General features: G+C 65.8%; 19 protein-coding genes, 1 tRNA gene and 1 other RNA gene. 7 read left to right on the top strand and 14 right to left on the bottom strand.

The features are described 5' to 3' along the window. Positions 1 to 13: 13 nt before the first annotated feature. Positions 14 to 1,168, bottom strand: a complete 1,155-nt coding sequence (locus J3454_RS13060; RefSeq protein ID WP_349514205.1) for a beta-ketoacyl-ACP synthase III — start codon at positions 1,166 to 1,168, stop codon at positions 14 to 16. A gap of 83 nt (positions 1,169 to 1,251) precedes the next feature. Further along, on the bottom strand, positions 1,252 to 2,148 hold the full coding sequence (locus tag J3454_RS13065) for a LysR family transcriptional regulator (RefSeq protein WP_349514206.1): 897 nt from the start codon (positions 2,146 to 2,148) through the stop codon (positions 1,252 to 1,254). 105 nt (positions 2,149 to 2,253) lie between these two features. Between J3454_RS13065 and J3454_RS13070 the strand changes: the two genes are divergently transcribed. Then, on the top strand, positions 2,254 to 3,825 hold the full coding sequence (locus tag J3454_RS13070) for a proton-conducting transporter transmembrane domain-containing protein (protein ID WP_349514207.1): 1,572 nt from the start codon (positions 2,254 to 2,256) through the stop codon (positions 3,823 to 3,825). A 39-nt stretch (positions 3,826 to 3,864) separates the two neighbouring features. After that, the gene (locus J3454_RS13075) at positions 3,865 to 6,240 is read left to right on the top strand and encodes a YbcC family protein (RefSeq protein ID WP_349514208.1); all 2,376 of its coding nucleotides are present in this window, start codon (positions 3,865 to 3,867) and stop codon (positions 6,238 to 6,240) included. 139 nt (positions 6,241 to 6,379) lie between these two features. Here the strand turns inward: J3454_RS13075 and J3454_RS13080 are convergent. Beyond that, positions 6,380 to 6,465 (bottom strand) — tRNA-Tyr (locus J3454_RS13080). 168 nt (positions 6,466 to 6,633) lie between these two features. Here J3454_RS13080 and rlmB point away from each other — a divergent pair. Together rlmB and J3454_RS13090 are read left to right on the top strand one after the other, a co-directional pair. Beyond that, on the top strand, positions 6,634 to 7,425 hold the full coding sequence (gene rlmB / locus J3454_RS13085) for a 23S rRNA (guanosine(2251)-2'-O)-methyltransferase RlmB (RefSeq protein ID WP_349514209.1): 792 nt from the start codon (positions 6,634 to 6,636) through the stop codon (positions 7,423 to 7,425). 44 nt (positions 7,426 to 7,469) lie between these two features. Next, positions 7,470 to 8,372, top strand: a complete 903-nt coding sequence (locus tag J3454_RS13090; RefSeq protein WP_349514210.1) for a hypothetical protein — start codon at positions 7,470 to 7,472, stop codon at positions 8,370 to 8,372. 98 nt (positions 8,373 to 8,470) lie between these two features. On the opposite strand, the gene J3454_RS13095 is transcribed toward J3454_RS13090, so the two are convergent. Beyond that, a complete protein-coding gene (locus J3454_RS13095; protein WP_349514211.1) occupies positions 8,471 to 8,743 on the bottom strand; it encodes an HU family DNA-binding protein in 273 nt (90 codons plus the stop codon). A gap of 240 nt (positions 8,744 to 8,983) precedes the next feature. After that, complete coding sequence (gene lon, locus J3454_RS13100) at positions 8,984 to 11,392, bottom strand: endopeptidase La (protein WP_349514212.1); 2,409 nt, start codon at positions 11,390 to 11,392, stop codon at positions 8,984 to 8,986. Positions 11,393 to 11,553: 161 nt separating this feature from the next. On the opposite strand from lon, the gene J3454_RS13105 reads away from it, so the two are divergent. After that, positions 11,554 to 11,985: a hypothetical protein gene (locus J3454_RS13105; RefSeq protein ID WP_349514213.1), complete on the top strand. Its 432-nt coding sequence runs from the start codon at positions 11,554 to 11,556 to the stop codon at positions 11,983 to 11,985. Positions 11,986 to 12,098: 113 nt separating this feature from the next. Here J3454_RS13105 and J3454_RS13110 read toward each other — a convergent pair whose 3' ends face one another. The 6 genes from J3454_RS13110 to J3454_RS13135 form a co-directional block, all read right to left on the bottom strand. Further along, on the bottom strand, positions 12,099 to 12,440 hold the full coding sequence (locus tag J3454_RS13110; RefSeq protein ID WP_349514214.1) for a YbaB/EbfC family nucleoid-associated protein: 342 nt from the start codon (positions 12,438 to 12,440) through the stop codon (positions 12,099 to 12,101). Positions 12,441 to 12,459: 19 nt separating this feature from the next. Further along, positions 12,460 to 14,289, bottom strand: a complete 1,830-nt coding sequence (locus J3454_RS13115; protein ID WP_349514215.1) for a DNA polymerase III subunit gamma/tau — start codon at positions 14,287 to 14,289, stop codon at positions 12,460 to 12,462. Positions 14,290 to 14,349: 60 nt separating this feature from the next. Next, positions 14,350 to 14,444, bottom strand: an RNA gene (ffs, locus tag J3454_RS13120) — signal recognition particle sRNA small type. A 35-nt stretch (positions 14,445 to 14,479) separates the two neighbouring features. After that, entirely contained in the window at positions 14,480 to 14,758 is a 279-nt protein-coding gene (locus J3454_RS13125; protein ID WP_349514216.1) for an ETC complex I subunit, read from the bottom strand. A gap of 158 nt (positions 14,759 to 14,916) precedes the next feature. Then, entirely contained in the window at positions 14,917 to 17,346 is a 2,430-nt protein-coding gene (gene hrpB, locus J3454_RS13130) for an ATP-dependent helicase HrpB (RefSeq protein WP_349514217.1), read from the bottom strand. Positions 17,347 to 17,365: 19 nt separating this feature from the next. Beyond that, the gene (locus J3454_RS13135; protein WP_349514218.1) at positions 17,366 to 18,376 is read right to left on the bottom strand and encodes a polyprenyl synthetase family protein; all 1,011 of its coding nucleotides are present in this window, start codon (positions 18,374 to 18,376) and stop codon (positions 17,366 to 17,368) included. Between the two features lie 67 nt (positions 18,377 to 18,443). On the opposite strand from J3454_RS13135, the gene J3454_RS13140 reads away from it, so the two are divergent. Together J3454_RS13140 and J3454_RS13145 are read left to right on the top strand one after the other, a co-directional pair. Further along, positions 18,444 to 18,776: a chorismate mutase gene (locus J3454_RS13140; RefSeq protein WP_349514219.1), complete on the top strand. Its 333-nt coding sequence runs from the start codon at positions 18,444 to 18,446 to the stop codon at positions 18,774 to 18,776. Positions 18,777 to 18,783: 7 nt separating this feature from the next. Beyond that, a complete protein-coding gene (locus J3454_RS13145; protein WP_349514220.1) occupies positions 18,784 to 20,142 on the top strand; it encodes an ankyrin repeat domain-containing protein in 1,359 nt (452 codons plus the stop codon). Positions 20,143 to 20,329: 187 nt separating this feature from the next. Here J3454_RS13145 and J3454_RS13150 read toward each other — a convergent pair whose 3' ends face one another. The 3 genes from J3454_RS13150 to J3454_RS13160 form a co-directional block, all read right to left on the bottom strand. After that, on the bottom strand, positions 20,330 to 20,887 hold the full coding sequence (locus J3454_RS13150) for a hypothetical protein (protein WP_349514221.1): 558 nt from the start codon (positions 20,885 to 20,887) through the stop codon (positions 20,330 to 20,332). A 123-nt stretch (positions 20,888 to 21,010) separates the two neighbouring features. Further along, entirely contained in the window at positions 21,011 to 22,030 is a 1,020-nt protein-coding gene (locus J3454_RS13155; protein WP_349514222.1) for a hypothetical protein, read from the bottom strand. After that, on the bottom strand, positions 22,027 to 22,632 hold the full coding sequence (locus tag J3454_RS13160; protein ID WP_349514223.1) for a sigma-70 family RNA polymerase sigma factor: 606 nt from the start codon (positions 22,630 to 22,632) through the stop codon (positions 22,027 to 22,029). Before J3454_RS13160 ends, J3454_RS13155 begins: the two co-directional genes overlap by 4 nt. Positions 22,633 to 22,698: the final 66 nt, after the last annotated feature.

The following is a 22,698-nucleotide window of genomic DNA, read 5'->3' on the forward strand; positions in this document are numbered from 1 at the left end:
AAGCAAGTCGGCCCTAACCTATTTTGCGCACAAATACCGTGCCCGCCGAATAGCCCGCACCGAAACTGCAGATGAGGCCGGTGTCGCCCTCCGCCAGATCGTCGCTGTGCTGATGGAAGGCGATGATCGACCCGGCGCTCGACGTGTTGCCATAGGTGTCGAGCACCGTCGGGCTTTCGTCCTCACTGGCCTCGTGACCCAGCACCTTGTGCGCGATCAGGCGGTTCATCCCTGCATTGGCCTGATGGAGCCACAACCGCCGCAAGGCCTGCGGGTCGATCCCCAACCGCATAGCTTCATCGAGGATCATCTGCGCCACCATCGGCACGACTTCCTTGAACACCTTGCGCCCTTCCTGAACGAACAGCTTGTCCGCCGACCCGGCCGTTTCCGGCGTCGCGCGGTTGAGGAAGCCGAAATTGTTGCGGATATTGTTGGAGAACACGGTTTTCAGCTTGGTGCCGAGGATGTCCCAATGCTGCGCTGGGGCGATGGCGGCGTCTTCCACCAGCACCGCAGTCGCCACGTCTCCGAAGATGAAGTGACTGTCGCGGTCGCGCCAGTTCAAATGGCCCGAGGTGATTTCAGGGCTGACCACCAGCACGCTTCTGGCGTTGCCTGACCGGATATAGTCGGCTGCGGTCTGGATGCCGAAGGTGGCGGAAGAGCACGCCACGTTCATGTCAAAGCCGAAGCCTTCGATCCCCAGCGCCTGCTGAATTTCGATCGCCATCGCCGGATAGGGGCGCTGCATGTTCGATGCGGCACACAGCACCGCATCGACGTCCTGCGGATCGCGGCCCGCGCGCTCCAGCGCCTTCCGCGAAGCCGCAACGCCGATTTCAGCCATGATCGACAATTCGTCATTACCCCGCTCGGGCAGGCGCGGACACATGGTCTCGGGATCGAGGATCGGCGCCTTGCTCATCACGTGGCGCGACTTGATCCCGCTCGCCTTCTCGATGAATTCGACCGAGGAATAGGGCAGCGGCTCGGCCTCGCCAGCGGCGATTGCTTCGGCATGCGCGGCGTTGTGGCGGTCGGCGAAGGCGTTGAAGCTCGCCACCAGTTCGGCGTTGCTGATCGATTCGGCGGGCGTGAACAGGCCGGTGGCCGAAATCACGGGGCGACCGGTCAGGGCGATGGGGCTGGGTTGCGATTCCTGCATGGATCTTTCTCGCATAGGGAGCGCGCGGCCTTACTGTTCGCCTCGGCTACCTGCAAGGCCTGCGCTGCGCAGGCAGCTGCGGATCACGCCTGGGCAGCCTCTGCCTCCGCGCTTTCGAGCACGTCGTCCAGCAGGGGATTGGGAAAGGTGCGGCGAATCGTCACGGCGCAGAATATCTCGGTGATATCTGGAAGCTGGTACAGCTCGTACAGCGCACCGGAGGCAAGTTCGTCCTGCACCACGATCGGCGGGATCACCGCCACGCCTGAATCGCTCCGCGCCAACAGGCGCAGCATCGCCATGTCGTCCGCCTCGGCAGCGATGCGCGGGACGATGCCCATGCGCTCGATCAGCGCATCGAAGCCCGCCCGCAGCGCGGTTTCCGGGGTCGGCAGGATCAGCGGCGCCGCCGCCAGCAGTTTCGGCAGGCCCTGCGCCGCCAGCGCCAGCCGCGAACGCCCGCCGACCAGGCTGACCGGTTGTTCCGCCAGCCGCCGCACCAGATAGGGGCTCGCCGCGTCGCGCGCGGGCACCATGTTGGTCAGCAGCACGTCGATCGTCATCGCTTCGAGCGCTCGCAGCAGGCTCGCCTGCGTGCCCGATCGCATCACCACCTCCACATCCTCTCGCCCGATCAGCGGCTGGACGAAGCCGAGCTGAAAGTTGCGCGACAATGTCGCCAGCGCGCCGATGCGCAGCACCTTGCGCCGTTGACCGACCGCGCGAAAGGTGGCGGTGAGCTGTTCGGCGGTGCGGAAAATCTCGTCGGCATGATCGAGCGCGATGCGCCCTGCCTCGGTCAGCACCAGATTGCGCCCGCGCCGTTCGAACAGGTCGTGACCGAGATCGGCCTCCAGCGCCTTGATCTGGGTGGAGACCGCGCTTTGCGAGATGTTGAGCGCCTTGGCCGCCGCAGTCAGCGTGCCTTCGCGCGCGGTGGCCCGGAACAGCCGCAGATGGTGAAGATTGAGGCTCGCCATAGTTCCAAATTTCCGAACGATAAGACAGAAAATATGTATTTTATTAAATTCTGTCCAGCTTTTATCCGTCCGGCATCCCGATCGCCCCTTCGCCGGAGTGCCGCCATGCAAATCGCCTTCGCATTGTCCTTCCTCGCCCCGCTGGCCTTGCTGCCTGCCATCCTTGTCGCACTGGCGCGGCCCGGCAAGCGGCCCGGCAGCCTGCCGCGCTGGGCCGAATTGTCGGCGGTGGCGGCATTCGCGCTGGCGCTCGCCGGGTTGGTGCAGACAGCCCTTGGCGCGGTGCCCGGTGTCGGCATCATGGAAGGCGCCGCACGATTGGCCTTCCGCGCCGATCTGGTCAGCACTGCGATGGCGACGCTGGTCGGCTTCATCGGCTGGATCGTGATGCGCTACAGCCGCACCTACATTGACGGCGAGGCACGCGAGGGCATGTTTCACGCGCTGATGTTGACGACACTCGCGGCGGTGCTGGCGTTCGTTCAGGCGGGCACCCTTTCTCTCGCCCTTCTTGCCGCAATCGTCGTGGGCATCGCCCTGAAGCGCCTGTTGCTGTTCTATCCCGAACGCGCTGAGGCACGCCGCGCCGCAACCAAGTTCGCGGTGGTGTGGCATGCCGGCGATGCGATGCTTGTGCTGGCTGCTGGGCTGTTGTTCGCGACCTTCGGCACGCTCGAATTTGCTGCGCTAGCTGCAGCGGCAGGGACGAACGGCCTCGGCATCGGAGGCACGCTTGCGGTGGCCGCAATCGTTGCCGCCGCCGCGCTGAAGACCGCGTCCTTCCCGCTGCACGGCTGGCTGACGGAAGTGATGGAGGCGCCCACCCCCGTCTCCGCGCTGCTCCATGCCGGGATCATCAATTCAGGCGGTGTGCTGCTGATCGCCAATGCCGAACTGGTCCAGTCGAGCCCGGGCGCAATGGCTGCGCTGGTCATGCTGGGCGGGCTCACGGCCGTTTTTGGCGCGGCAGTGATGCTCACCCAGAGCGCAATCAAGACGGCGCTGGCGTGGTCGACGATTTCGCAGATGGGTTTCATGCTGCTGCAATGCGGGCTGGGCCTGTGGACGCTGGCGCTGCTGCACATCATGGCCCACTCGCTCTACAAGGCGCATGCCTTCCTGTCCTCGGGCGGAGCGGTGACCGAGGTCGCGAATATCCGCCGCCCCGGCCCCGTTGCCGTGCCGAGCGTGGCGGCGGTGCTCAAGTCCTTCGGCCTCGCGATCCTGCTCTATGCCGCAATCGCCGGACTGTTCACTGCGGTCTTCGGCCCCAAGAGCCCGCAGGCGCTGGCGCTGGGAACGATCCTGATCTTCGGTGTGGCCTATCTGGTGGCGCAGGGGCTTGCCGACCGGGCACCGGTCGCGCTGACCAAGCGCACGGCCTTGGCCTCGCTGGCCACGGCGGTCGCATATTTTGCCTTCCACGTGTTGTCGCAAGCGATCTGGGGTCCGATCCTGCCCGCTGCGCCAGTTCCGGGCGATCTCGAATGGGCGCTGATCGTGCTGGGCGTGGTCAGCTTCGGGCTTGTCGCTTTTGCGCAGGCGCTGTTTCCGCTGTGGGCGCACCACCCCTCGACCGCGGGGCTACGCGTCCATCTTGCCAACGGGCTTTACCTCAACGCCCTGCTTGACCGCGCCATCGGCGGCTTCCGCACCACCCGCGCGCCGCGTTCCTGATCCTCCGCACACCGGCTTTTCACGGAGACCGCCATGTTCATGAAGCACTCGCAAATCACGCCCGTCCGGCTCTCGGCTGTCCTCGAAGCCGCCGAAGCCGCCGCGCGCGCCATACCCCCCGCCTTCCCGCTCGATGCGACCGTGGCGGTGAACCCGTTCCTCGGCCAGACGGGTGAGGATCTCGCCACCGCCGCCATGAGGCTTGGCCGGGTGGCGGGGGTTCGTGTGACCCGCACCGGGGCGGATTATGCCGCCGCGATCCGCGATGGGCGCATCGGAAAAGACGACCTTGCCGAAGCACTCGCCGCCGCGCCTTCACCTTTGAAGCCTCGCGGCACCGCAGCCCTGCACCATGAGGCCGAACGGCTGGGCGACGGGCCGGAGCCGGCGGCGCTCCCCACAGTGGCCGATCTCGCCGCGGAGGCGACCGGTATCGATTGGCCTGCGCTTATCGACAAGTGCATCGGCCTTTGGGCCGCCGGACAGTTCGATCGCGGACAGGCGCTGTGGTCGCCCGCACCGGGCAGCGGCGCTTTTGCTGCATGGCGCGCCTGGGCAATGCACGATCTCACGCCCGAAATCGCCGGGCTCAAGGGCTTCTGCGCCCACGTCGCCGCCGCACCCGACACCGCCGAACGCGCCGTCCTGTTTGCCGCCGAAGCGCTCGGGATCAGCGACGCAGGCGCTGAAACCGCTTTCCACCGCCTGTTCATGAGCATGGGCGGCTGGTCGCAGCACGCCCGCTGGCTGCTGTGGCAGGCCGAACTGGCGGGCGAAAGTGATCGCACCATGGTCGACCTGCTCGCAATCCGCCTGATCTGGGACGAGGCTCTGCTTGCCCATGCGCCCGAAATCGCCGACCGCTGGGCCGCGACTGTCGCTGCCCATGCCGAGCCGGTTGTGCCGGGCGCGGACGAGGTCGCGCTCGCCATCCTGCAGGACGCCGCCGATCGCGGGCACCAGCGCCGCCTCACCGCCGCGCTTGACGGGCAAGCCCCCGCCAGCGAACGCCCCTTCCTGCAGGCCGCGTTCTGTATCGACGTGCGGTCCGAGGTGTTCCGCCGCGCGCTCGAAAGCGTCGACAATTCCATCTCGACGCTCGGTTTTGCCGGGTTCTTCGGCCTGCCGCTCGCCCACCATGCCCATGGCTCGGACATCCGCGAAGCACGCCTGCCGGTGCTGCTCAATCCGGCGGTCGAGACCAGCAGCGCGGGCGACCCGGCGAAAGATAAGGCCACTCGCATAGCTGCCCGTAGCAAGCGGGCCTGGGGCAGGTTCCGGCAGGCGGCGGTGTCCTCCTTCGCCTTTGTCGAGGCGATGGGGCCGGTCTATGCGGTCAAACTGGTACGCTCGGCGCTCGGTTTTGCTGGCACGGCCAAGTCGGAGCCTGCCCCCGAAGTTCTTGGCGGCATGAGCGCCGAGGCCAAGGCCGATACCGGCGCGGCGGTACTGAAGGCGATGAGCCTGACCAGCGGGCACGGCGCGATCGTGCTGCTGCTCGGCCATGGCGGAAACGTAACCAATAACCCGCACGAAAGCGCCTATCACTGCGGTGCCTGCGGCGGCTACACCGGCGAGGTTTCCGCGCGGCTGCTGGCGATCCTGCTCAACGATCCCGAAACCCGCAGCGGGCTGGCCGAGCGCGGCGTGACGGTGCCGGAAGATACCCTGTTCGTCGCGGGTCTGCACGACACCACCACCGATGAGATCACCATCTACGAAGATGGCTTGCCCTCGGTACGCAGCGGCGATCTGACAAAGGTGCGCAGGCAGCTTTCGCAAGCGACCAGGGTCACCCGGGCCGAGCGGGCGGTGCGCCTGCCGGGTGCGCGCTGGAACACCATCGCTGCCCGCGCGACCAACTGGGCCGAAATCCGCCCCGAATGGGGTCTCGCGGGCTGCGCAGCCTTCATCGCCGCGCCGCGCGAGGCAACTGCGGGCCGTGATCTGGGCGGCCGCGCGTTCCTCCATTCTTATGATTGGCGCGCGGACGAAGGGTTCGCCACGCTCGAACTCATCATCACCGCGCCGGTAGTGGTGGCAAGTTGGATTTCGCTCCAGTATTTCGGGTCATCGGTCGCGCCCGCAATATTCGGTGGCGGCAACAAGCTGATCCACAACGTCGTCGGTGGGATCGGAGTGATCGAAGGCAATGGCGGACGCCTGCGTCCGGGCCTGCCGTGGCAGGCTGTGCACGACGGCGAGGCGCTCGCGCACGAACCGCTGCGCCTGTCCGTCATGATCGAGGCCCCGCGCGAGGAAGTCCTCAAGGTGCTGGAACGCCACCCCGGGGTGCGCGAATTGTTCGACAACGGGTGGCTGCACCTGTTCGTGCTGAAGCAAGGCAAGGTGGATGCGCGCTATCGTCCAGGACTGAACTGGGCCGATGCGACGCCGCAGACCTTGGCTGCCTGACGAGTTCGCCCGCCAGAACCGCCGCTCGCTCAAGGGTCGCAACCCGTCGATAATCGCGCGCGGGGTGAGCGGGCGGCGGATTTCTTGCCGTTCCCCTGCCATTCGCCGAAGTAACACGTGAAACCTTGTATCGGGAAAGTGGTGGACAGGGCTGGATTCGAACCAGCGTACGCTTGCGCGGGCAGATTTACAGTCTGCTGCCTTTAACCACTCGGCCACCTGTCCACACAGTCCCCTGTCTTTAAGGGGGGCATTCCCGAGCGCTGGTGCGCTACGAATTTGCGCAAGGCCGATGGGCCTCGCTGCCGAGAGGCGCCCCTTTGGCGAAGCGGTGCTTGCCTGTCAATGGCCCTGCTGGCAGGGGGCGCCCTTGAAGTTAGCCAAGGAGCAAAGATGGCCAAGGGTGAACGCAAGCGCGCATTGCGCGGACGCGCAGGGCGGATGAAGGGCGGGCGCGGTTCGGGCCAGGGCAGCACCGGACAGGTGCGCCTGTGGGGCCGCCATCCGGTGGAGGCCGCGCTGAAGAATCCGGAACGCCAGCACCGCAAGCTGTGGGCGACCCGCGAAGCGATCGACAACCTCGATGGCGAGTTGCCGCCCGGTTTCCCGGTCGAATATGCCGATGTCGCCGATCTCGGGCGGCTGGTCGCCAGGGATGCGCCGCATCAGGGGCTGGTGCTGGAATGTTCGGCGCTGGAGGATGTGTTCCTCGATGAAATCGCGCTGGGCGAAGCCGCGCGCCCGATCGTGGTGCTGGATCAGGTGACCGATCCGCACAATGTGGGCGCAATTTTGCGTTCGGCCGCGGCGTTCAACGCCGCTGCAATCGTGACGCAGGATCGCCACGCCCCGCCGGAAAGCGGCACCCTGGCGAAATCCGCCTCTGGCGCGCTCGAGACGGTGCCGTGGGTGCGGGTGGTGAACCTCGCCCGCGCGCTGGAGGAACTGGCCGAAGCCGGATATTGGCGCATCGGGCTGGCAGGGGAGGCCGAAGCGACGCTGGCCAATGTCATGCCGACCGGGCCGCTGGCAATCGTGCTGGGGGCTGAAGGCGAAGGCATGCGCCAGAACATCGCCGCACACTGCGACGCGCTGGCGCGGCTGCCGATATCCTCTGCTATCGAAAGTCTGAATGTTTCGAATGCGGCGGCAATTGCGCTATATGCTGCGGCGACCCGCAGCTGACGCGTGGGGCACGTCACGCATTCGGGGCCGGAAGGGGAACCGCCATGAATCAAGCAACCACATTTCGCCTGCACGCCGCGGCGCTGCTGACCGGCTTTGCGCTGCTGTTGACGGGCTGCTTCATGTCGCCCGGCAAGTTCACATCGCAACTGCAGCTGACCGGGCCGGACAGCTTCAGCTTCACCTATGATGGCGAGATTTTCTTCCTCGGCCTGTCCAAGCTCGCGCAGATGGGCGCGGGCGCGGAAGAATCGTTCACGGCGGAATGCCAGGATGATGACACCTTCGAAGCCCGCGACTGCACCCCTGCCGAAGAAGCCGAGCAGCGCGCCGCATGGGAGGCGGGCGCTGCCGAGCGCGCGGCCGAGCGGAAGAAAGAGGCCGAACAGATGGCGGCGGTGATGGGCGGGATCGATCCGTCCGACCCAGAGGCCGCCAAAGAACTGGTGCGGCTGCTGGAGCGTCAGCGCGGCTGGGAGCGGGTGGTCCACAAGGGTGACGGCCTGTTCGATGTTACCTACACGGTGACCGGCACGCTGAGCCATGATTTCCTGTTCCCGACCATTGAAGGCTTCCCGGCGACCAATCCTTTCGTCCAGATCATCCTGCGCGACGGCGGTCAGGTGCGGATCAACGCCCCGGGTTTCGCTGCCCAGAGCGGCGACAACCCGATGATGGGCGGCATGGGCGGGATGGGGTCGCTGGCCGGGCTCGCTGCGATGGGCGCTTCGGGCGACAGCGCAGACAGCGGCGCAGAAGTCGCGCAGCTTCCGGGGCTGCCGGTGATGGAAGGCACCTTCATCGTCCGCCTCGCGCCGGGAATGCGGATTCTCGCCAACAACACCGACGAAGGGCCAAGCGTGAATGCTGGGAGCAAGGTGCTGACATGGGCTATCTCGCCCCGCACCGCGCAGGCCCCGACCGCGCTTGTGGTAGCCGGCGGTTAGAAGCATTGCATAGCGCCGCAAAGAAAAACCCCGACAGCCCCTTGGAGCTGCGGGGTTTCTTGCCAGCGCTGACGCAGGAAGCGGCGCGTGTCAGGCGATCAGTTGACGGCGTCCTTCAGTCCCTTGCCCGCCTTGAACTTGGGCTGGTTGGATGCCTTGATCTTCATTTCCTCGCCGGTGCGCGGATTGCGACCGGTCGATTCCTTGCGCTTGCCGACTGAAAAGGTTCCGAAGCCCACCAGCCGCACTTCGTCGCCGCCCGACAAGGCCTTCGTGATTGTGTCAAACACGTTTTCGACCGCATTGGCAGCATCGCTTTTGGAAAGGCCCGTGGCATCGGCGACAGCACTGATCAGCTCGTTCTTGTTCATCTGGAAACCCCCTCGGCTCAAGATTCTATTATTTCCGGTGAATCGCCTCACCAAAAGTCCGAACTTGAGACTTTTTATGCAAGGCTGTCAAAGGCAAATCGCCCCCGCAGAATGCGTCCGTCTGGCGGTGGTGTTTCGCGGCTGGCCAAAACCAGCTGCACCATTCGTCGGACGCCCCTGATTTGCGGGATCGAAGGTGACCCTGCCGCGAATCGCGGCAAGAGCAGGCCTTCTAGCGATTTAATGCGCGGTTGGCACCTCTGAAGCGGAAGGATTCGCCGCCTGACCGGCACTGCCGGGCTGGCTGGCCAGATCGTCCGCTTCGGTCCATTCGATCGAAACAGTCGGTTCGACCAGTGCAATCGCCAGCACCTCGTCGACATGGCTGACCGGAATGATCTCCAGCCCTTCCTTGGCATTGGCGGGAATCTCGGCCAAGTCCTTGACGTTCTCCTCGGGGATCAGGACAGTCTTGATCCCGCCGCGCAGGGCCGCGAGCAGTTTTTCCTTCAATCCGCCGATCGCCAGCACCCGGCCGCGCAAAGTAACCTCACCCGTCATCGCCACATCGGGGCGCACCGCGATGCCCGTAAGCGTGGAGACGATCGATGTGACCATGCCGATACCCGCACTTGGCCCGTCCTTGGGGACCGCGCCTTCGGGCAGGTGGATATGCACATTCTTGCGCTGGAACAGGCTCGGCTTGATGCCATAGGCGGGGCTACGCGCCTTGACGAAGCTGAAGGCCGCCGCGACGCTTTCGTTCATGACCTGGCCGAGCTTGCCGGTGGTCTTGACCTCGCCCTTGCCCGGCGTGGTGACGCTTTCGATAGTCAGCAATTCGCCGCCCACAGACGTCCACGCCAGCCCCGTCACCGCGCCGACCTGCGCATCTTCCTCGCTCACGCCGTGCTTGAACTTGCGCACTCCGGAAAAGTCGCCGAGGTTTTCAGCCGTGATAGTGACGCTGTCGGTCTGCTTTTCGAGGATCTTGCGCAAGGACTTGCGGCACAGCTTGGCGATTTCCCGCTCCAGCGTGCGCACCCCGGCTTCGCGGGTGTAGTAGCGGATCAGATCGCGCAGGCCCTCCTCAGTCAGGGTGAACTCACCCTGCTTCAGGCCATGCGCCTTGATCTGCTTGTCGACCAGGTGACGCTGGGCGATGGCGACCTTCTCTTCCTCGGTATAGCCCTCCAGCCGGATGATCTCCATCCGGTCGAGCAACGGCTGCGGCAGGTTGAGGCTGTTCGCGGTGCACACGAACATGACGTCGGAAAGGTCGAGATCGAGCTCGAGATAGTGGTCCTGAAACTTGCTGTTCTGTTCGGGATCGAGCACTTCGAGCAGCGCCGAGGCCGGGTCGCCGCGGAAATCCTGACCGAGCTTGTCGATCTCATCGAGCAAGAACAGCGGGTTCGATTTCCCCGCCTTCTTGAGATTGGCGACGATCTTGCCCGGCATCGAGCCGATATAGGTGCGGCGGTGACCGCGGATCTCCGCCTCGTCACGCACGCCGCCCAGCGACTGGCGCACGAATTCACGGCCCGTCGCCTTGGCGATCGACTTGCCAAGGCTGGTCTTGCCCACACCCGGCGGGCCGACGAGACACAGGATCGGCCCCTTCAACTTGTTGGTGCGCGCCTGAACGCCAAGATATTCGACGATGCGGTCCTTGACCTTCTCCAGCGCGTAGTGATCGGCATCGAGGACGGCCTGTGCCTTGGCAATGTCCTTTTTCAGCTTCGACTTGCGGCCCCACGGGAGGCCGAGCAACACGTCGAGATAGTTGCGGATCACCGTGGCCTCGGCGCTCATCGGCTGCATGCCCTTGAGCTTTTTCAGCTCGGCATTGGCCTTGGCGCGGGCCTCCTTGGACAGCTTGGTCTTCTCGATCTTCTGGCTGAGTTCGGCAATTTCGTCGCCTTCCTCTCCGTCGCCGCCGCCCAACTCGCTCTGGATCGCCTTCAACTGTTCGTTGAGGTAATATTCGCGCTGGGTCTTTTCCATCTGGCGCTTCACGCGCCCGCGAATCCTGCGTTCGACCTGCAGCACCGACAATTCGCCTTCCATGAAGGCCATCACCAGTTCCAGCCGCTTCAGCGGGCTACCCTCTGTCAGCAACGCCTGCTTGTCCGATACCTTCGCACTTATCGCAGCGGCGATCGTGTCCGCCAGTTGCCCGGCATCGTCGACATCGGTAAGGTCGATCCCGGCATCATCGCCCAGCTTCTTGTTCAGTTTCACATATTCGCCGAACTGTTCGACCACCTGCCGCATCAGCGCCGTGACCTCGCTGCCCGAGACGGTCTCGGGAACCAGCAGCTCGACTTCGGCGACATAATGCGTGTCGAGGCTCTCCAGCGCCGCCAGCCGGGCGCGGGTTTTGCCTTCGACCAGCACGCGCACCGTGCCATCGGGCAGCTTCAGCAGCTGCAGCACCTGTGCGATCACGCCGACATCATACAGGTCATCGCCTTCTGGATCGTCGCAACCCGGATCGAGCTGCGCGATGAGGACGATGTCCTTGGAGGCTTCCATGGCCGCTTCGAGCGCCGCCACCGATTTGTCGCGCCCGACAAACAGCGGGACGACCATGCCGGGGAAAACGACGATGTCGCGCAAGGGGAGGAGAGGATAGGTCTCAGTCATGTTGTGTGTCCGCGGCCGCCGTTGGGGCGCGCCCTTCGCCAGGGAATATGGGTAGGGCGGCTACCGCCCGCAATGGCTTTTGCAGGAGAAGCTGTGGAACACGCTTTGCAGGGACTTAACCTTTATCCCTTATGCCCTTCAACGACCAGACGAGGACGGTGATGAAGACGATTGCTTGGTTGATAGCAGGTTTTGCCCTGCTGGGCGTGTCGAGCCTGTTGGAGAGCATAGGGGATACTGGTGCGTCGCCGGGCGAGCGCCTGCCGCTTTACGTCCCTGCGCTGCTTGCGTTGTTAGGCGCGCCAATCTGCTTTTTCCGAGGCATTCGCAGCGCGATTTCCGAGATCATCGGCGGCAATTCCGACAAGCCGAAGGCGGCGAAACCGGCTGCAACCGTAGCCAGGCCCGCGCAGCGCCTCGCAGATATTAATACGGCGGAAGCGGAAGACACCTTCGACGCGGATGCCGCGTTCGCCCGTTACATGGAAAAGCGCGCGGCGCAGCCTGCTGCAGAACCTGTCGCTCCGCGGGCGACGATGGCAGAGCGCCAGCCGCCTGCCGCGCGCCCTGTCTTTGGCCGCCGGGTCACCTGAGCCACTCGCGCCAAGATCTCACCCCAAGCCGGGAAGGTTGAACCCCGGCGTGTGGATGTAAGCGCCGCCGACGACCGCCGTACCTCCCGAAGCCAAGCGCTCGCAAACCGCCCCTATCCCAGGCCCGGCAGGTTGAACCCCGGCGGCAGGCCCATAGAGCCCTGCATTTCCTTCATCTGTTCGGCAGACACCCGGTCCGCCCGGTCGCGCGCGTCGTTGAACGCGGCCGCGACCAGATCCTCGAGCATCTGCTTGTCATCCGGCGTGATCAGGCTGTCGTCGATCGACACGCCGAGGATGCGGCCCTTGGCGCTGGCGCGCACCTTCACCAAACCACCGCCGGCCGTGCCCTCGACCTCGATCGAATCGAGCTTCACCTGCATTTCGTTCATCTGCTTCTGAATCGTCTCGGCGGCCTGCTGGGCTGCCTGCATCATTTCTTCCATCGATTTCATCTGGGGGTCTCCTTGAAAGTCAGTTCCACGGGGGGCGGACCGCGCGGGCGACATTGCCCTCGGTCCCGAGCAATTCGGCCTCGGGGAAGGCCGCAAACGCCGCTGCGACCAGCGGATCGGAACGGATGCGCGCATCCTCGGCCTGCGCCTCGGCATCGGCGGCTTCGCGCAAACTCGGCTGCGCGAGGCCGGTTCCGCGCTCGACCTGCCAGCGCTTGCCCGTCAGCTTGAATAATGCCTCGCGGATGTCGGGCGCAGGGTCATCGGGAAAACTGTCGGCCTGCTCGAACACCAGGCGATCCGTCCCGAGTTCGATCACCCGGACGCGGTCGCGCATGATCTGGGCGACCCGCAGCTGGCCCGCGGCATCGACCGCTTCGACCAGCGCCGCCCAATCGGGCGAGGGTGCAGTCGAAGGCACCGCAGCCGCAACCGGCGCGGGCGACGCGGCGCCCTCCCCTGCCGGAGCCGGAGCCGCTGCAGCAAACCCGCCCGCCGCCAATTCCTCGATCCGTTTTGCCAGCTTCCCCGGATCGGGCATTTGCACCGCGTGGAGAATGCGCAGCAAGGCCATCTGCAACGAGACCAGCGGATCGGGGCCGGAGCGCACTTCGTCATGGCCCTTGATCAGCAATTGCCACAAGCGGTGCAGCTCGCCCGCCCCAAGCCGCGCGGCGAAATCGGCCAGCGCCGCGCGTTCTTCCTCCGCCGGAGCATCGGGTTCGTTACCGGAAATCTGCGCCAGCGTGATCCGATGGGTCAGGTCCATCAATGCGCGCATCAGCGCCAGCGGTTCGACACCGAGCGAATATTGTTCATCGACCGCCGCCAACAGCGCCTTGGCGTCGCCTTCGAGCAGATGGCCGAGCACGCGGCGCTGCGCGCTCTTGTCGGCAAGGCCCAGCATGTCGCGCACCCGCGCGGCCGTCACCCGTCCCTCTCCGTCGAGATCGGCATGAGCGATCGCCTGATCGAGAATCGACAGGCCATCGCGCACCGATCCTTCGGCGGCAGCAGCGATGATCGCCAAGCCTTCCGCATCGGCTTCGACTCCTTCTAGGCGGCAGACCTTGGCGAAATGTTCCGCCAGCATTCCGGCGGGGATGCGGCGCAGGTCGAACCGCTGGGTGCGGCTCAACACCGTCACCGGCAGCTTGTCGACCTCGGTGGTAGCAAACAGGAACTTAACGTGCGGCGGCGGTTCCTCCAACGTCTTGAGCAGGCCGTTGAAGGCAGCCTTCGACAGCATGTGAACTTCGTCGATAATGTAGATCTTGAAGCGTGCCGAGACCGCGGCATAGCGCACCGCCTCGATGATCTCGCGGATATCGTCGATCCCGGTGTTGGACGCCGCGTCCATTTCAATTACGTCGATATGGCGGCCTTCGGCGATGGCGACGCAGGCCTCGCACTGCCCGCACGGGTCGATGGTCGGCCCGCCCTGCCCGTCCGGCCCGACGCAATTCAATGCCTTGGCGATCAGTCGCGCAGTCGACGTCTTGCCCACCCCGCGCACGCCGGTCATCAGGAAGGCATGCGCCAGCCGGTCGCGCGCGATGGCATTGGCAAGGGTGCGCACCATCGCGTCCTGCCCGATCAGTTCAGAGAAGGTCTGGGGGCGATATTTGCGCGCCAGCACGCGGTATGGCTGGCTGGCGGGTGCTGGCGCAGTCGCGGGTGCAGCCGCAGCAGGCGGCGCGGGTGTGGGCGCGGGTGTCGGTGCTGGCTGAGGCGCGACAGCGGGCGGCGGCGCAGGGTCGCCGAACAGCGCATTCTGCCCGGCGGCCTCCAGTTCAGCGGCGGTCGGGCCGGTATCGCCTTCGGGCAGTTCGGGATCGGAATCGCTCATGCCGACAAGCTAGGCGCTCGGCGCCCGTTTGTCATGCTGCGCATCACAGCGATATGCGTGGAAAAAGGAGCCGAGCGACCCGTCGCCATCCACCTGGGCTGCTGCCTTCCGGCCCTGACCCGGTGAGCAGACGCAAACGTCCACCCGACTCCCGAGCGTGCATATGGCGCGGCGCGAATGAAAAATCAACTCAGCGAAAATTATCCGCGTAAGCCTGCAGCTTCAGCCGCTTGGGCGGGGTCGCGTGGATGCGTGCGGCGATGCCGTATTTTTCGGCATAGGCCTTGGCCGCGTCTTTGGACGGAAACGTCAGGCGCACCTGCGACTGGGTGTCGCCGCTGCCGGTCCAGCCCATCAACGGATCGGCAAAACGGGCCTCGGACTGCTCGAATTCGAGCACCCATTCATCCGTATGGGCCTTGCCCGATTGCATCGCGTGCTTGGGCTGCTGGTAGATACGTGCGGACATTTTTTCTTGCGATCCTCGCTCATGCGACGTTCTTGTTGGCCTATCGCTTCGCTGCTTGAGGCCTGGCGGCCGCATCGCTGCGGGCGGGCGCTGAAAGCTCTTGGCGCCCTTGCGACCCGCTGTCGCGGGCCGAATTGCAGCTTTCAGATAGCGCAAAGTTATTCGCGGTTGAAGGCGTTTTTGGTCTTCATGCTCGGCTTTTCCAGCCACGGCGCGTCGGGCCAGCGGTGCTTGGGATAACGCCCCTTCATGTCCTTGACCACATCGCGCCAACTCCCGCGCCAGAAGCCGGGCAAATCGCGGGTCGACTGCACCGGACGCCCGCCGGGGCTGGTCAGTTTCAGCAGCAGCGGAGTGCTACCGATCATCGGCTGGCTGTCCAAACCGAACAGCGCCTGCACCCGCACCTCTACGCTCGGCGCATCATCTCCTGCGTAGTCGATGGCATGGCGCGTTTCGGCGGGCGAGGTGAAATGCGTCGGCGCAGCGCGGTCGAATGTCTGACGCTGGTTCCAGTCGAGCAGGCCCAGCGCAGCCTCGGCAAAGCGGTGTGGCGGCAGGTCGCAATCGCGCCTGCCTGTCAGCAGCGGGACGAGCCATTCCGACGCGCGGTCGCGCAGGGCTTCGGGCGCAAGGGCATCGACCCCGGCAAAGCGGGCGCGGGCAAGGAAGCCTGGCGGAAGCACTTCCCCCAACCGCTCCACAGCCTTCTCCACAAGGATATCCACAAACAGCGCGGGGTCGGGTGCAGGCTCCGGCACGCTGGCCAACACGATCGCGCCGAGCCGCCGTTCACGCCGCGCTTCGACCCAGTCTTTGGCCTTGTTCCAGCGGGTTGTGACGCGTTCCTGCAATTCCTGGGCAAACAATGCCGCGATGCGATCAGCCGCGATCTCGGCACCGGCGGTGATGCGCGCGCCCTTGGCCTGCCCTTGCGCATCGCCGATCACGATCCATTCGGCACGGGCCAGCGGTGAGGCGGGATCGAGCATATACCCGCGCCCGCCCGTACTCAGCCAGTGCTCGCCCGAGGGATCGCGCCGCCGGGCAACGAAATCGGGCCGGGCCAGCGCCAGCGCCTCAGCGGCGTCTGCGGCGGGACTTTGGCCGATGACCTCCGCAAGCTGGCCGCCCTGCCGCGCCCAACCTTGCGCAATTCGCTGCGCGGCGATGCTGCGCGGGGCACGATCGCCGCGCCAGCGCGCCAGTCGCTGCATCAGGTCTTCCCCGCGCCCGCCCAGCCCGCGTTCCTGCAGCAGCATCACCAGCCGCGCCGTATCCTCACCGCAGCCGGCGAACGCACCGTGCAGCACTGCGGCGGCCTGATCGGGCGCCATCGGCAATGCGGCGATCGCTTCGCCCAGCGGCGTGATCTTTCTGCCCGCATCGAGCGCGCCCAACGCCTCCAGCGCGGCCCGCGCCGCCGCAACCGAAGCTTCGGACGGCGGATCGAGCCACGGCAGAGTCGCCGGATCGGCTGTCCCCCACTTCGCCAGCCGCAGCAGCAACGGCGCAAGATCTGCCTGCACGATCTCGGGCGGGGCGAATTCGGGACGACCGGCATGGCCCGCCTCTTCCCACAACCGGTAGGCGACACCCGGTCCCTGCCGCGCCGCACGCCCGGCCCGCTGCGCTGCCGAAGCCTGGGAGGCGCGGCGGGTAACGAGGTGGGACGTCCCTGCCGCGCGGTCGAATTCGGCGAGGCGTGCAAGGCCAGAATCGACCACCACGCTGACCCCGTCGAGCGTCAGCGAGGTTTCGGCGATGGCAGTGGCGAGCACGATCCGGCGGCGCCCCTCGCCATCGCGGCGGATGGCGGCGCGCTGTGCCGCCGGTTCGATCTGGCCATGAAGCGCGTGGATCGGCACGTCCGGCAGGCGCGCGGCCAGCCGTTCGCGCACCCGCTCGATCTCGCGCACGCCGGGGAGGAAAGCGAGAATATCGCCCATCTCGTCGCGCCACGCCGTCATCACCGCGCCGGCCACCCGATCCTCGATACCCTGCGAACCGTCGCCGCCAAGCCACTTGATCCTTAAAGGAAAGCTGCGCCCTTCGCTCTCCACAACCGGCGCATCATCGCCCAGCAGCCGGGCGAACCGTGCGCCGTCGATCGTGGCCGACATGACCAGCACGCGCAGATCCTCGCGCAGCACAGCGCGGGTTTCGAGCGCCAGCGCCAGCCCCAGATCGCTGTCGAGGCTGCGTTCATGCGCTTCATCGAACAGCAGCGCGGAGACGCCGGGAAGCTCGGGATCGTCAACCAGCCGGTTCACCAGAATCGCCTCGGTCACCACCAGGATGCGGGTTCGCCCCGACACCTTGCTGTCGAGCCGCGTCATGTAGCCGACCGTTTCGCCGGGTTTCTCGCCCAGCATCTCGGCCATGCGCTCGGCTGCGGCCCGGGCGGCAACGCGGCGGGGGGATGTAAGAATGATCTGGCCGGTGCACCATGCTTCGGCCAGCAGGTCAGGCGCAACCGCGGTGGTCTTGCCTGCCCCTGGCGGCGCGACCAGCACGCCTGCGCCCTGTTCCGCAAGCGCGGCACGGATGTCCGGCAAAACTGCTTGAATGGGAAGGTCGGGGATCATGCCCCGCCCGCTACCGCGCTCAATGCCCGCGCGCGACCGCGAATTGCGCCGCTTCGGCCATGGCCGCACGCGCCTTGCCATCGGGAAAGATCGAGATCGCGTCGATGGACCGGTGCGCAAAGTGCCGCGCCCGTTCGCGCGTGTCTTCCAATGCGTTGTGTTTCTCGATCAGCGCAATGGCATGGGCAAGGTCTTCGTCCGTCGTGCGGTGCCCGATGATCGCGTCCTTCCAGAACTTGCGTTCTTCCTCGTTTCCGCGTGCATAGGCGAGGATTACCGGCAGGGTCATCTTGCCTTCGCGGAAATCGTCACCCCGCGCCTTGCCCATTTCGGCGGCGTCAGAATCGTAATCGATTGCGTCGTCGACCAACTGGAACGCCACCCCCAGATTGCGGCCATAGGCTTCGAGAGCGTGTTCCTGTTCTTCCGAACATTCCGCCACAACCGCGCTGATCTGGCTGGCGGCAGCAAACAGGGCAGCGGTTTTGGCGCCGATGATGTGGAGATATTGTTCTTCGCTGGTGTGGATCTGGCGCTGGGCGGACAACTGCGAAACCTCGCCTTCCGCAATCACCGCGCTGGCGCGCGACAGGATCGACAGGACGCGCAAACTGCCATCTTCGGTCATCAGTTCGAACGCGCGGCTGAACAGGAAATCGCCGACCAGCACCGTGGCCGGATTACCGAAGATGATATTGGCCGCCGCCTTGCCGCGCCTGAGTTCACTGCCGTCCACCACATCATCGTGCAGCAGGGTAGCGGTGTGAATGAATTCGACCGCCGCCGCGAGTTTGTAGTGGCGCGTGCCCTTGTAGCCGACCAGTTCGGCGCCAGCGAGTGTCAGCATCGGCCGCAGCCGCTTGCCTCCGCCTGAAATCAGGTGTCCGGCAAGGCGCGGGATCAGCGGGATCTCGCTCTGCATCCGGTCGAGGATCACGGTGTTGACGGAATTCATGCCGGCCGCGGTCAGCGACAGCATAGGATTGAGTGTCGGTGCCTTGCGCGGCATGGGAAGGATTTCGGCACTCATATTAGAGGGCATTAGGGTGGGCCAAGCGTGCTTGGCAAGCGCAGAATTGCTGCTAGTTTCACAGCCTATGCCGCAGCAAACGCAACCTTCGCCCGCGCAAAGCGCACAGCCCGCAGCGGCGCCCGATCCTGTTCTGGCGAGCTTTCGCAAGAGCATCGACAATATCGATGCCGCGCTGATCCATATCCTGGCCGAACGGTTCCGGATCACGCAGGCGGTGGGCGAATACAAGGCCAAGGCCACCCTCCCCCCTGCCGATCCAGACCGCGAAGCGCGGCAGATCGAACGGTTGCGCAAGCTTTCGGAAGAGGCAAACCTCGATCCGGAATTCTCGGAAAAGTTCCTGCGCTTCATCATCGAGGAAGTCATCCGCCACCACGAAAAGGCGCGCGGGGGTTAAAGGGGCAATGACATTGCTGACAGCGCTCAGGGGGCTGACCGTTGCTGCGGCGATGATGCTCGCCCACCCTGCGATGGCGCAGAACGCATTGACGTATGATCCACCGCCGTCGGTAACGATTGTCGAAGTTCCCGAGCCGACCCGCGCAGAGCGGCGCGCGGTCGAGGCCGCAGAGGCCGCTCACCTGAGGCTTGTCCAGCAGCGCGGCGTCTTTGGCGTGTTCCTGATGGAGCAGGACGCGCCCCGACGGGCGATCGCCTGCGGCAAGGTTGCCGATGCTCTCGCTCAGGGCGCTGCCGCCGCCGCCGATCCGCGCGAACGGGCCGGGCGATTGCCGCAGGCCTGGCGATTGAGCCAGCGCGTGGCCGCCGCCCGCGAGCAGGCCATGGCCACGCTGACCGAGGATCAAATCGCCATCTTCGAGTACAATTTCCACGAGGTCATGAACCTATCGAGCATGATCCCCGATCCCGAATATGCCAAGCTCGGGCTTGATCTCAGCGAAGGCGGGTTCCTTTATCAATTCGCTTCGATCCATGCGCTGCGCTGTCATCAGAGCCTCGATGAAAACGGCGTGCCCGATGATGCCAGCCAGCCGACGCCGGATTACATCGACCGGCACACCCGCTTCCGGTTTCGCGGCATGGACTACGCGGCCGCCTTTGCAGAAACCGAACTTGGCCCCTACGCCCAGTCGATCTGCCGCAATCAGGCCGTATTCGACTTCACCGGCGCGCCGCTGGAGCAGCGCGGCCACGAAGGCATGTCGCTGCTCGACTGGGCGACCGAATGCGAAGACCGCGCGGCCTTCGATGCGCTGATCGCAGCGGGGATGGATCTGGATGCCCCCGGGTTGTGGAAGAGCCCGCCGGTGGTGAACAGCGCCACCGAAAAGCGGCTGTGGTATCTCACGCGCTTGCTTGATGCGGGCGCAAGCCCCGATGCGGTGGGAGCAGGCCGGTCAGCATTGGAGAAAGCCACAAGCGATCTCGATGCAATCAATTTCGGCGGCGATACGCGGGCGGCCTTCAACCTGCTGCGCGCGCGCGGTGCCTCGCTGAACTTCCCCGATTTCCCCGGATCGATGTGGTGGCAATGGGGTCTGCACGACCGCAACGGCGGCTGGGCAACGATCCTGAAGCACTGGAACGAATTTGCCAGCGATCCGGTCGAAATGGCCAGTCTGGCGGAATCCGTGCTGGAAGGACATCTGAACTGGATGAACGCTCAGAAGGGTGAGGCGGCCAAGGTGAAGGCGCTGCTGATCGAGCAGCACGGTGTATGTTTCCCGGTCGGGCGAACCTACGACATGGCCAAGGACGAGCGCGGGTTCCGAATCCAGCCGGATTGTCCGACGCGGCGGTGACGCTGCAAATCGGCGACAAAAAAAGGAGCACGCCGCCAGGTCATGCGGGGCGTGCCCTGCCGAAGGAGCTGTGCCGCTCTACCGAGCCAGCACACCCTCGCCCGCTATGTGCGCTCCATCGGGGTGGCAGGGTCAGCGGGCCGCCGATCCTGCTGCGAGCGGCACAAGACGATCTTCAGCCGCTGCCTCAGCCGCGCGGACGCCGCGCAAGTTGTGGGCGGACAACATCATGCGCGCGGGTCTTGGTGACGCTGCGGCTCACCTGTCCTTCGCTGCGGGTGGTAGCGCGGCTGCGCGAGCCGAGCACGTCGCCGGCGGAGTTGGTGACGCTCTGACTGGCTGCGGAATTGCCTTGCCCGTCCCGGCTCCGCGCACCGGCCAACCCATAGGTTTCCCCGCCGCGCCCGGTGGCGGTTCCAGCGAAGGTCGAGCCGTTGCCGGTGCGGGTACGCTCCCCCGAAAGGCTGCGCGAATTGCCCTGCGGGCCGGTCTGCACGATATCGACGGTCGCACCGGTTTCGGTGCGTTGGCGCACGGCGCTGCTGCTGGCGGTGTTGCCGGTTTCGAGACTGGTCGCCTCGCGGGTGCGCGTTGCAGTGCCGGTATCGGGGTTCACCGTGGTGGTCTGTCTGGCGCTGACCTTGGGTCCATCATAGCTGCGCGTGCGGGTCTGTTCCTGCGCCGTGGCAGGCAAGGCAAGCGCCAGCGCCGTCAGCGAAGCGAGCATCAGGGGAGTCTTTCTCATCGCGAAGTTCCTCTTCCGTTCAATCGGTTGCGAGGCCCATCGGGCGCGTCGGGGTTTGCGTCCGGGGACATGCGAATAACGGCAGAAACAGCCCCACCCTTCGCGCCGGGGGCGGATTTTTGTTCAGGGCGGCGCCGCCGCGGCGGATGGATCACCGGGCGTGCCGGATCGGGACGCCGGCGATTCCGGTGCGGGCGGGGCTGCAGGAGGTTCGGAAGATTCAGAAGGTTGTGTTGCGGGGGTCGGCGTATCCGCCGCAGCCTCCCCAGCCCAGCGCTCGGCGCGGCGCTGGCGCCACGCCTCGATCAGTTCGCGGCGCTCCTCTGCGGGCAACTGCCGCAGCGCCTCGCGCCGCTGCTGGGGCGTCATTCGGCGCAGGCGCTGGAGCCTGCCTGTCCGTTCGAGCGCACGTGCATCGTCGCGCAGAGGCCGAACGATATCCTCCCGCGTCAGCGCTTCGCCGTTCTCGACGCGCTGGAGCAGTTCCTCGCGGCGGACCTGAAGCCTCTCGGCAACCAAACCCTCGCGCCGGGTGCGGGCATCATCGATCCGCTGCCGCACGCGCGCTTCTTCTTCCGGTGTGGGAAGCGGTAATCCAGCGGCACGGCGGCGTTCGATTTCGCTTTCGATGCGCGTGTCGATGATCTGGCGGCGTGCCTCGACCCGGCCCTGCCGCACCTCGTCGATCCGGCGGAAGGCCTCGCCCAATTCCTCGGGCGTGTCGATCCGGCCTTCGATCCTGACCGGAGCCAGCACGGCGGGCGCAGGGTCGGCGGGCGGCGGAACCACCGGCGCTACGGCAGCGACAGGAACGGTTTCCTTGCCGGTAAGGCTCGCCCACACCTTTTGGGGCGACGGCACGGCGGGCAGATCGAACCGGTCGAGCAGCCCGGTCGCCGCCGCCGCTGTGGCAAGCGCGCCGAAGCCGATCGCGCCAATCGCGATGCGCCGACCCAGCCGCCAACCACGCCCACCGCCGGAACGGCGCAATTCGGGTAAAGGAGAAGGCCGCGCTTCGGCAGCGGCCAGCACCCGGTCAGCGAACCCGGCGGAAAGTGATGGCACTGCGAAATCATCCAGCGCCCGCGCCAACGGGCTGCCGGGGACGATCGGCACACCGTCATCGTGGCCAGCGGCGCTCATTGCGCGTCTCCTAATGTCACGAAGGCCTGCCGCAGGCCCGCACGGGCGCGGTGCAGCAGGGATTCGAACGCCTTGATGTTCATGTCCATCGCTGCGGCAGCTTCGACATTGGGCAGTTCCTCGTAATAGGTCAGCACGATCGCGGCGCGCTGACGCTCGGGCAGCGCCATCACCAGGGCGCGCGTCGCACCGTCGCGCTCATCGGCTTCGATCTGCGCATCGGCGAGCGGTGTGTCGTCGGCACGTTCCGGCACGTCCTCGCCCGATACCCGCCGCGCCAGCCGCAGCCGGTCGATGGCGAGATTGGTCACCACGCGCTTGAGCCAACCGGAGAGGCGCAGACCAGCGCCAGCAGAAGTGCCCGCCGGGTGCCGCGAAGCCAGCCGCGGTGCATGGTCCCACAATCTCAGCATTGCTTCCTGCACAATATCCTCGGCTTCTTGGGGTTCGCCGGTCATGCGCCACGCAATGCGGTGGAGCGGCCCTGCATGACGCGCAATCGCCTCACGCAATGCCGCCGGGTCGCGCACGGCCATGCGCGCCACCAGCGCGGCATCATCGGCCGCTGAGGCAGGAGCCGCAGGCTCGCCGCTAGGGGTCATGTCTGCGCGCAAAGTGCCCCGGTTCCGGTTGCGTGTCGTCGATCACTCGGGGGCTTAACGGCGATG

The organism is Erythrobacter sp. NFXS35 (assembly GCF_040148725.1).
Lineage (GTDB): Bacteria > Pseudomonadota > Alphaproteobacteria > Sphingomonadales > Sphingomonadaceae > Erythrobacter.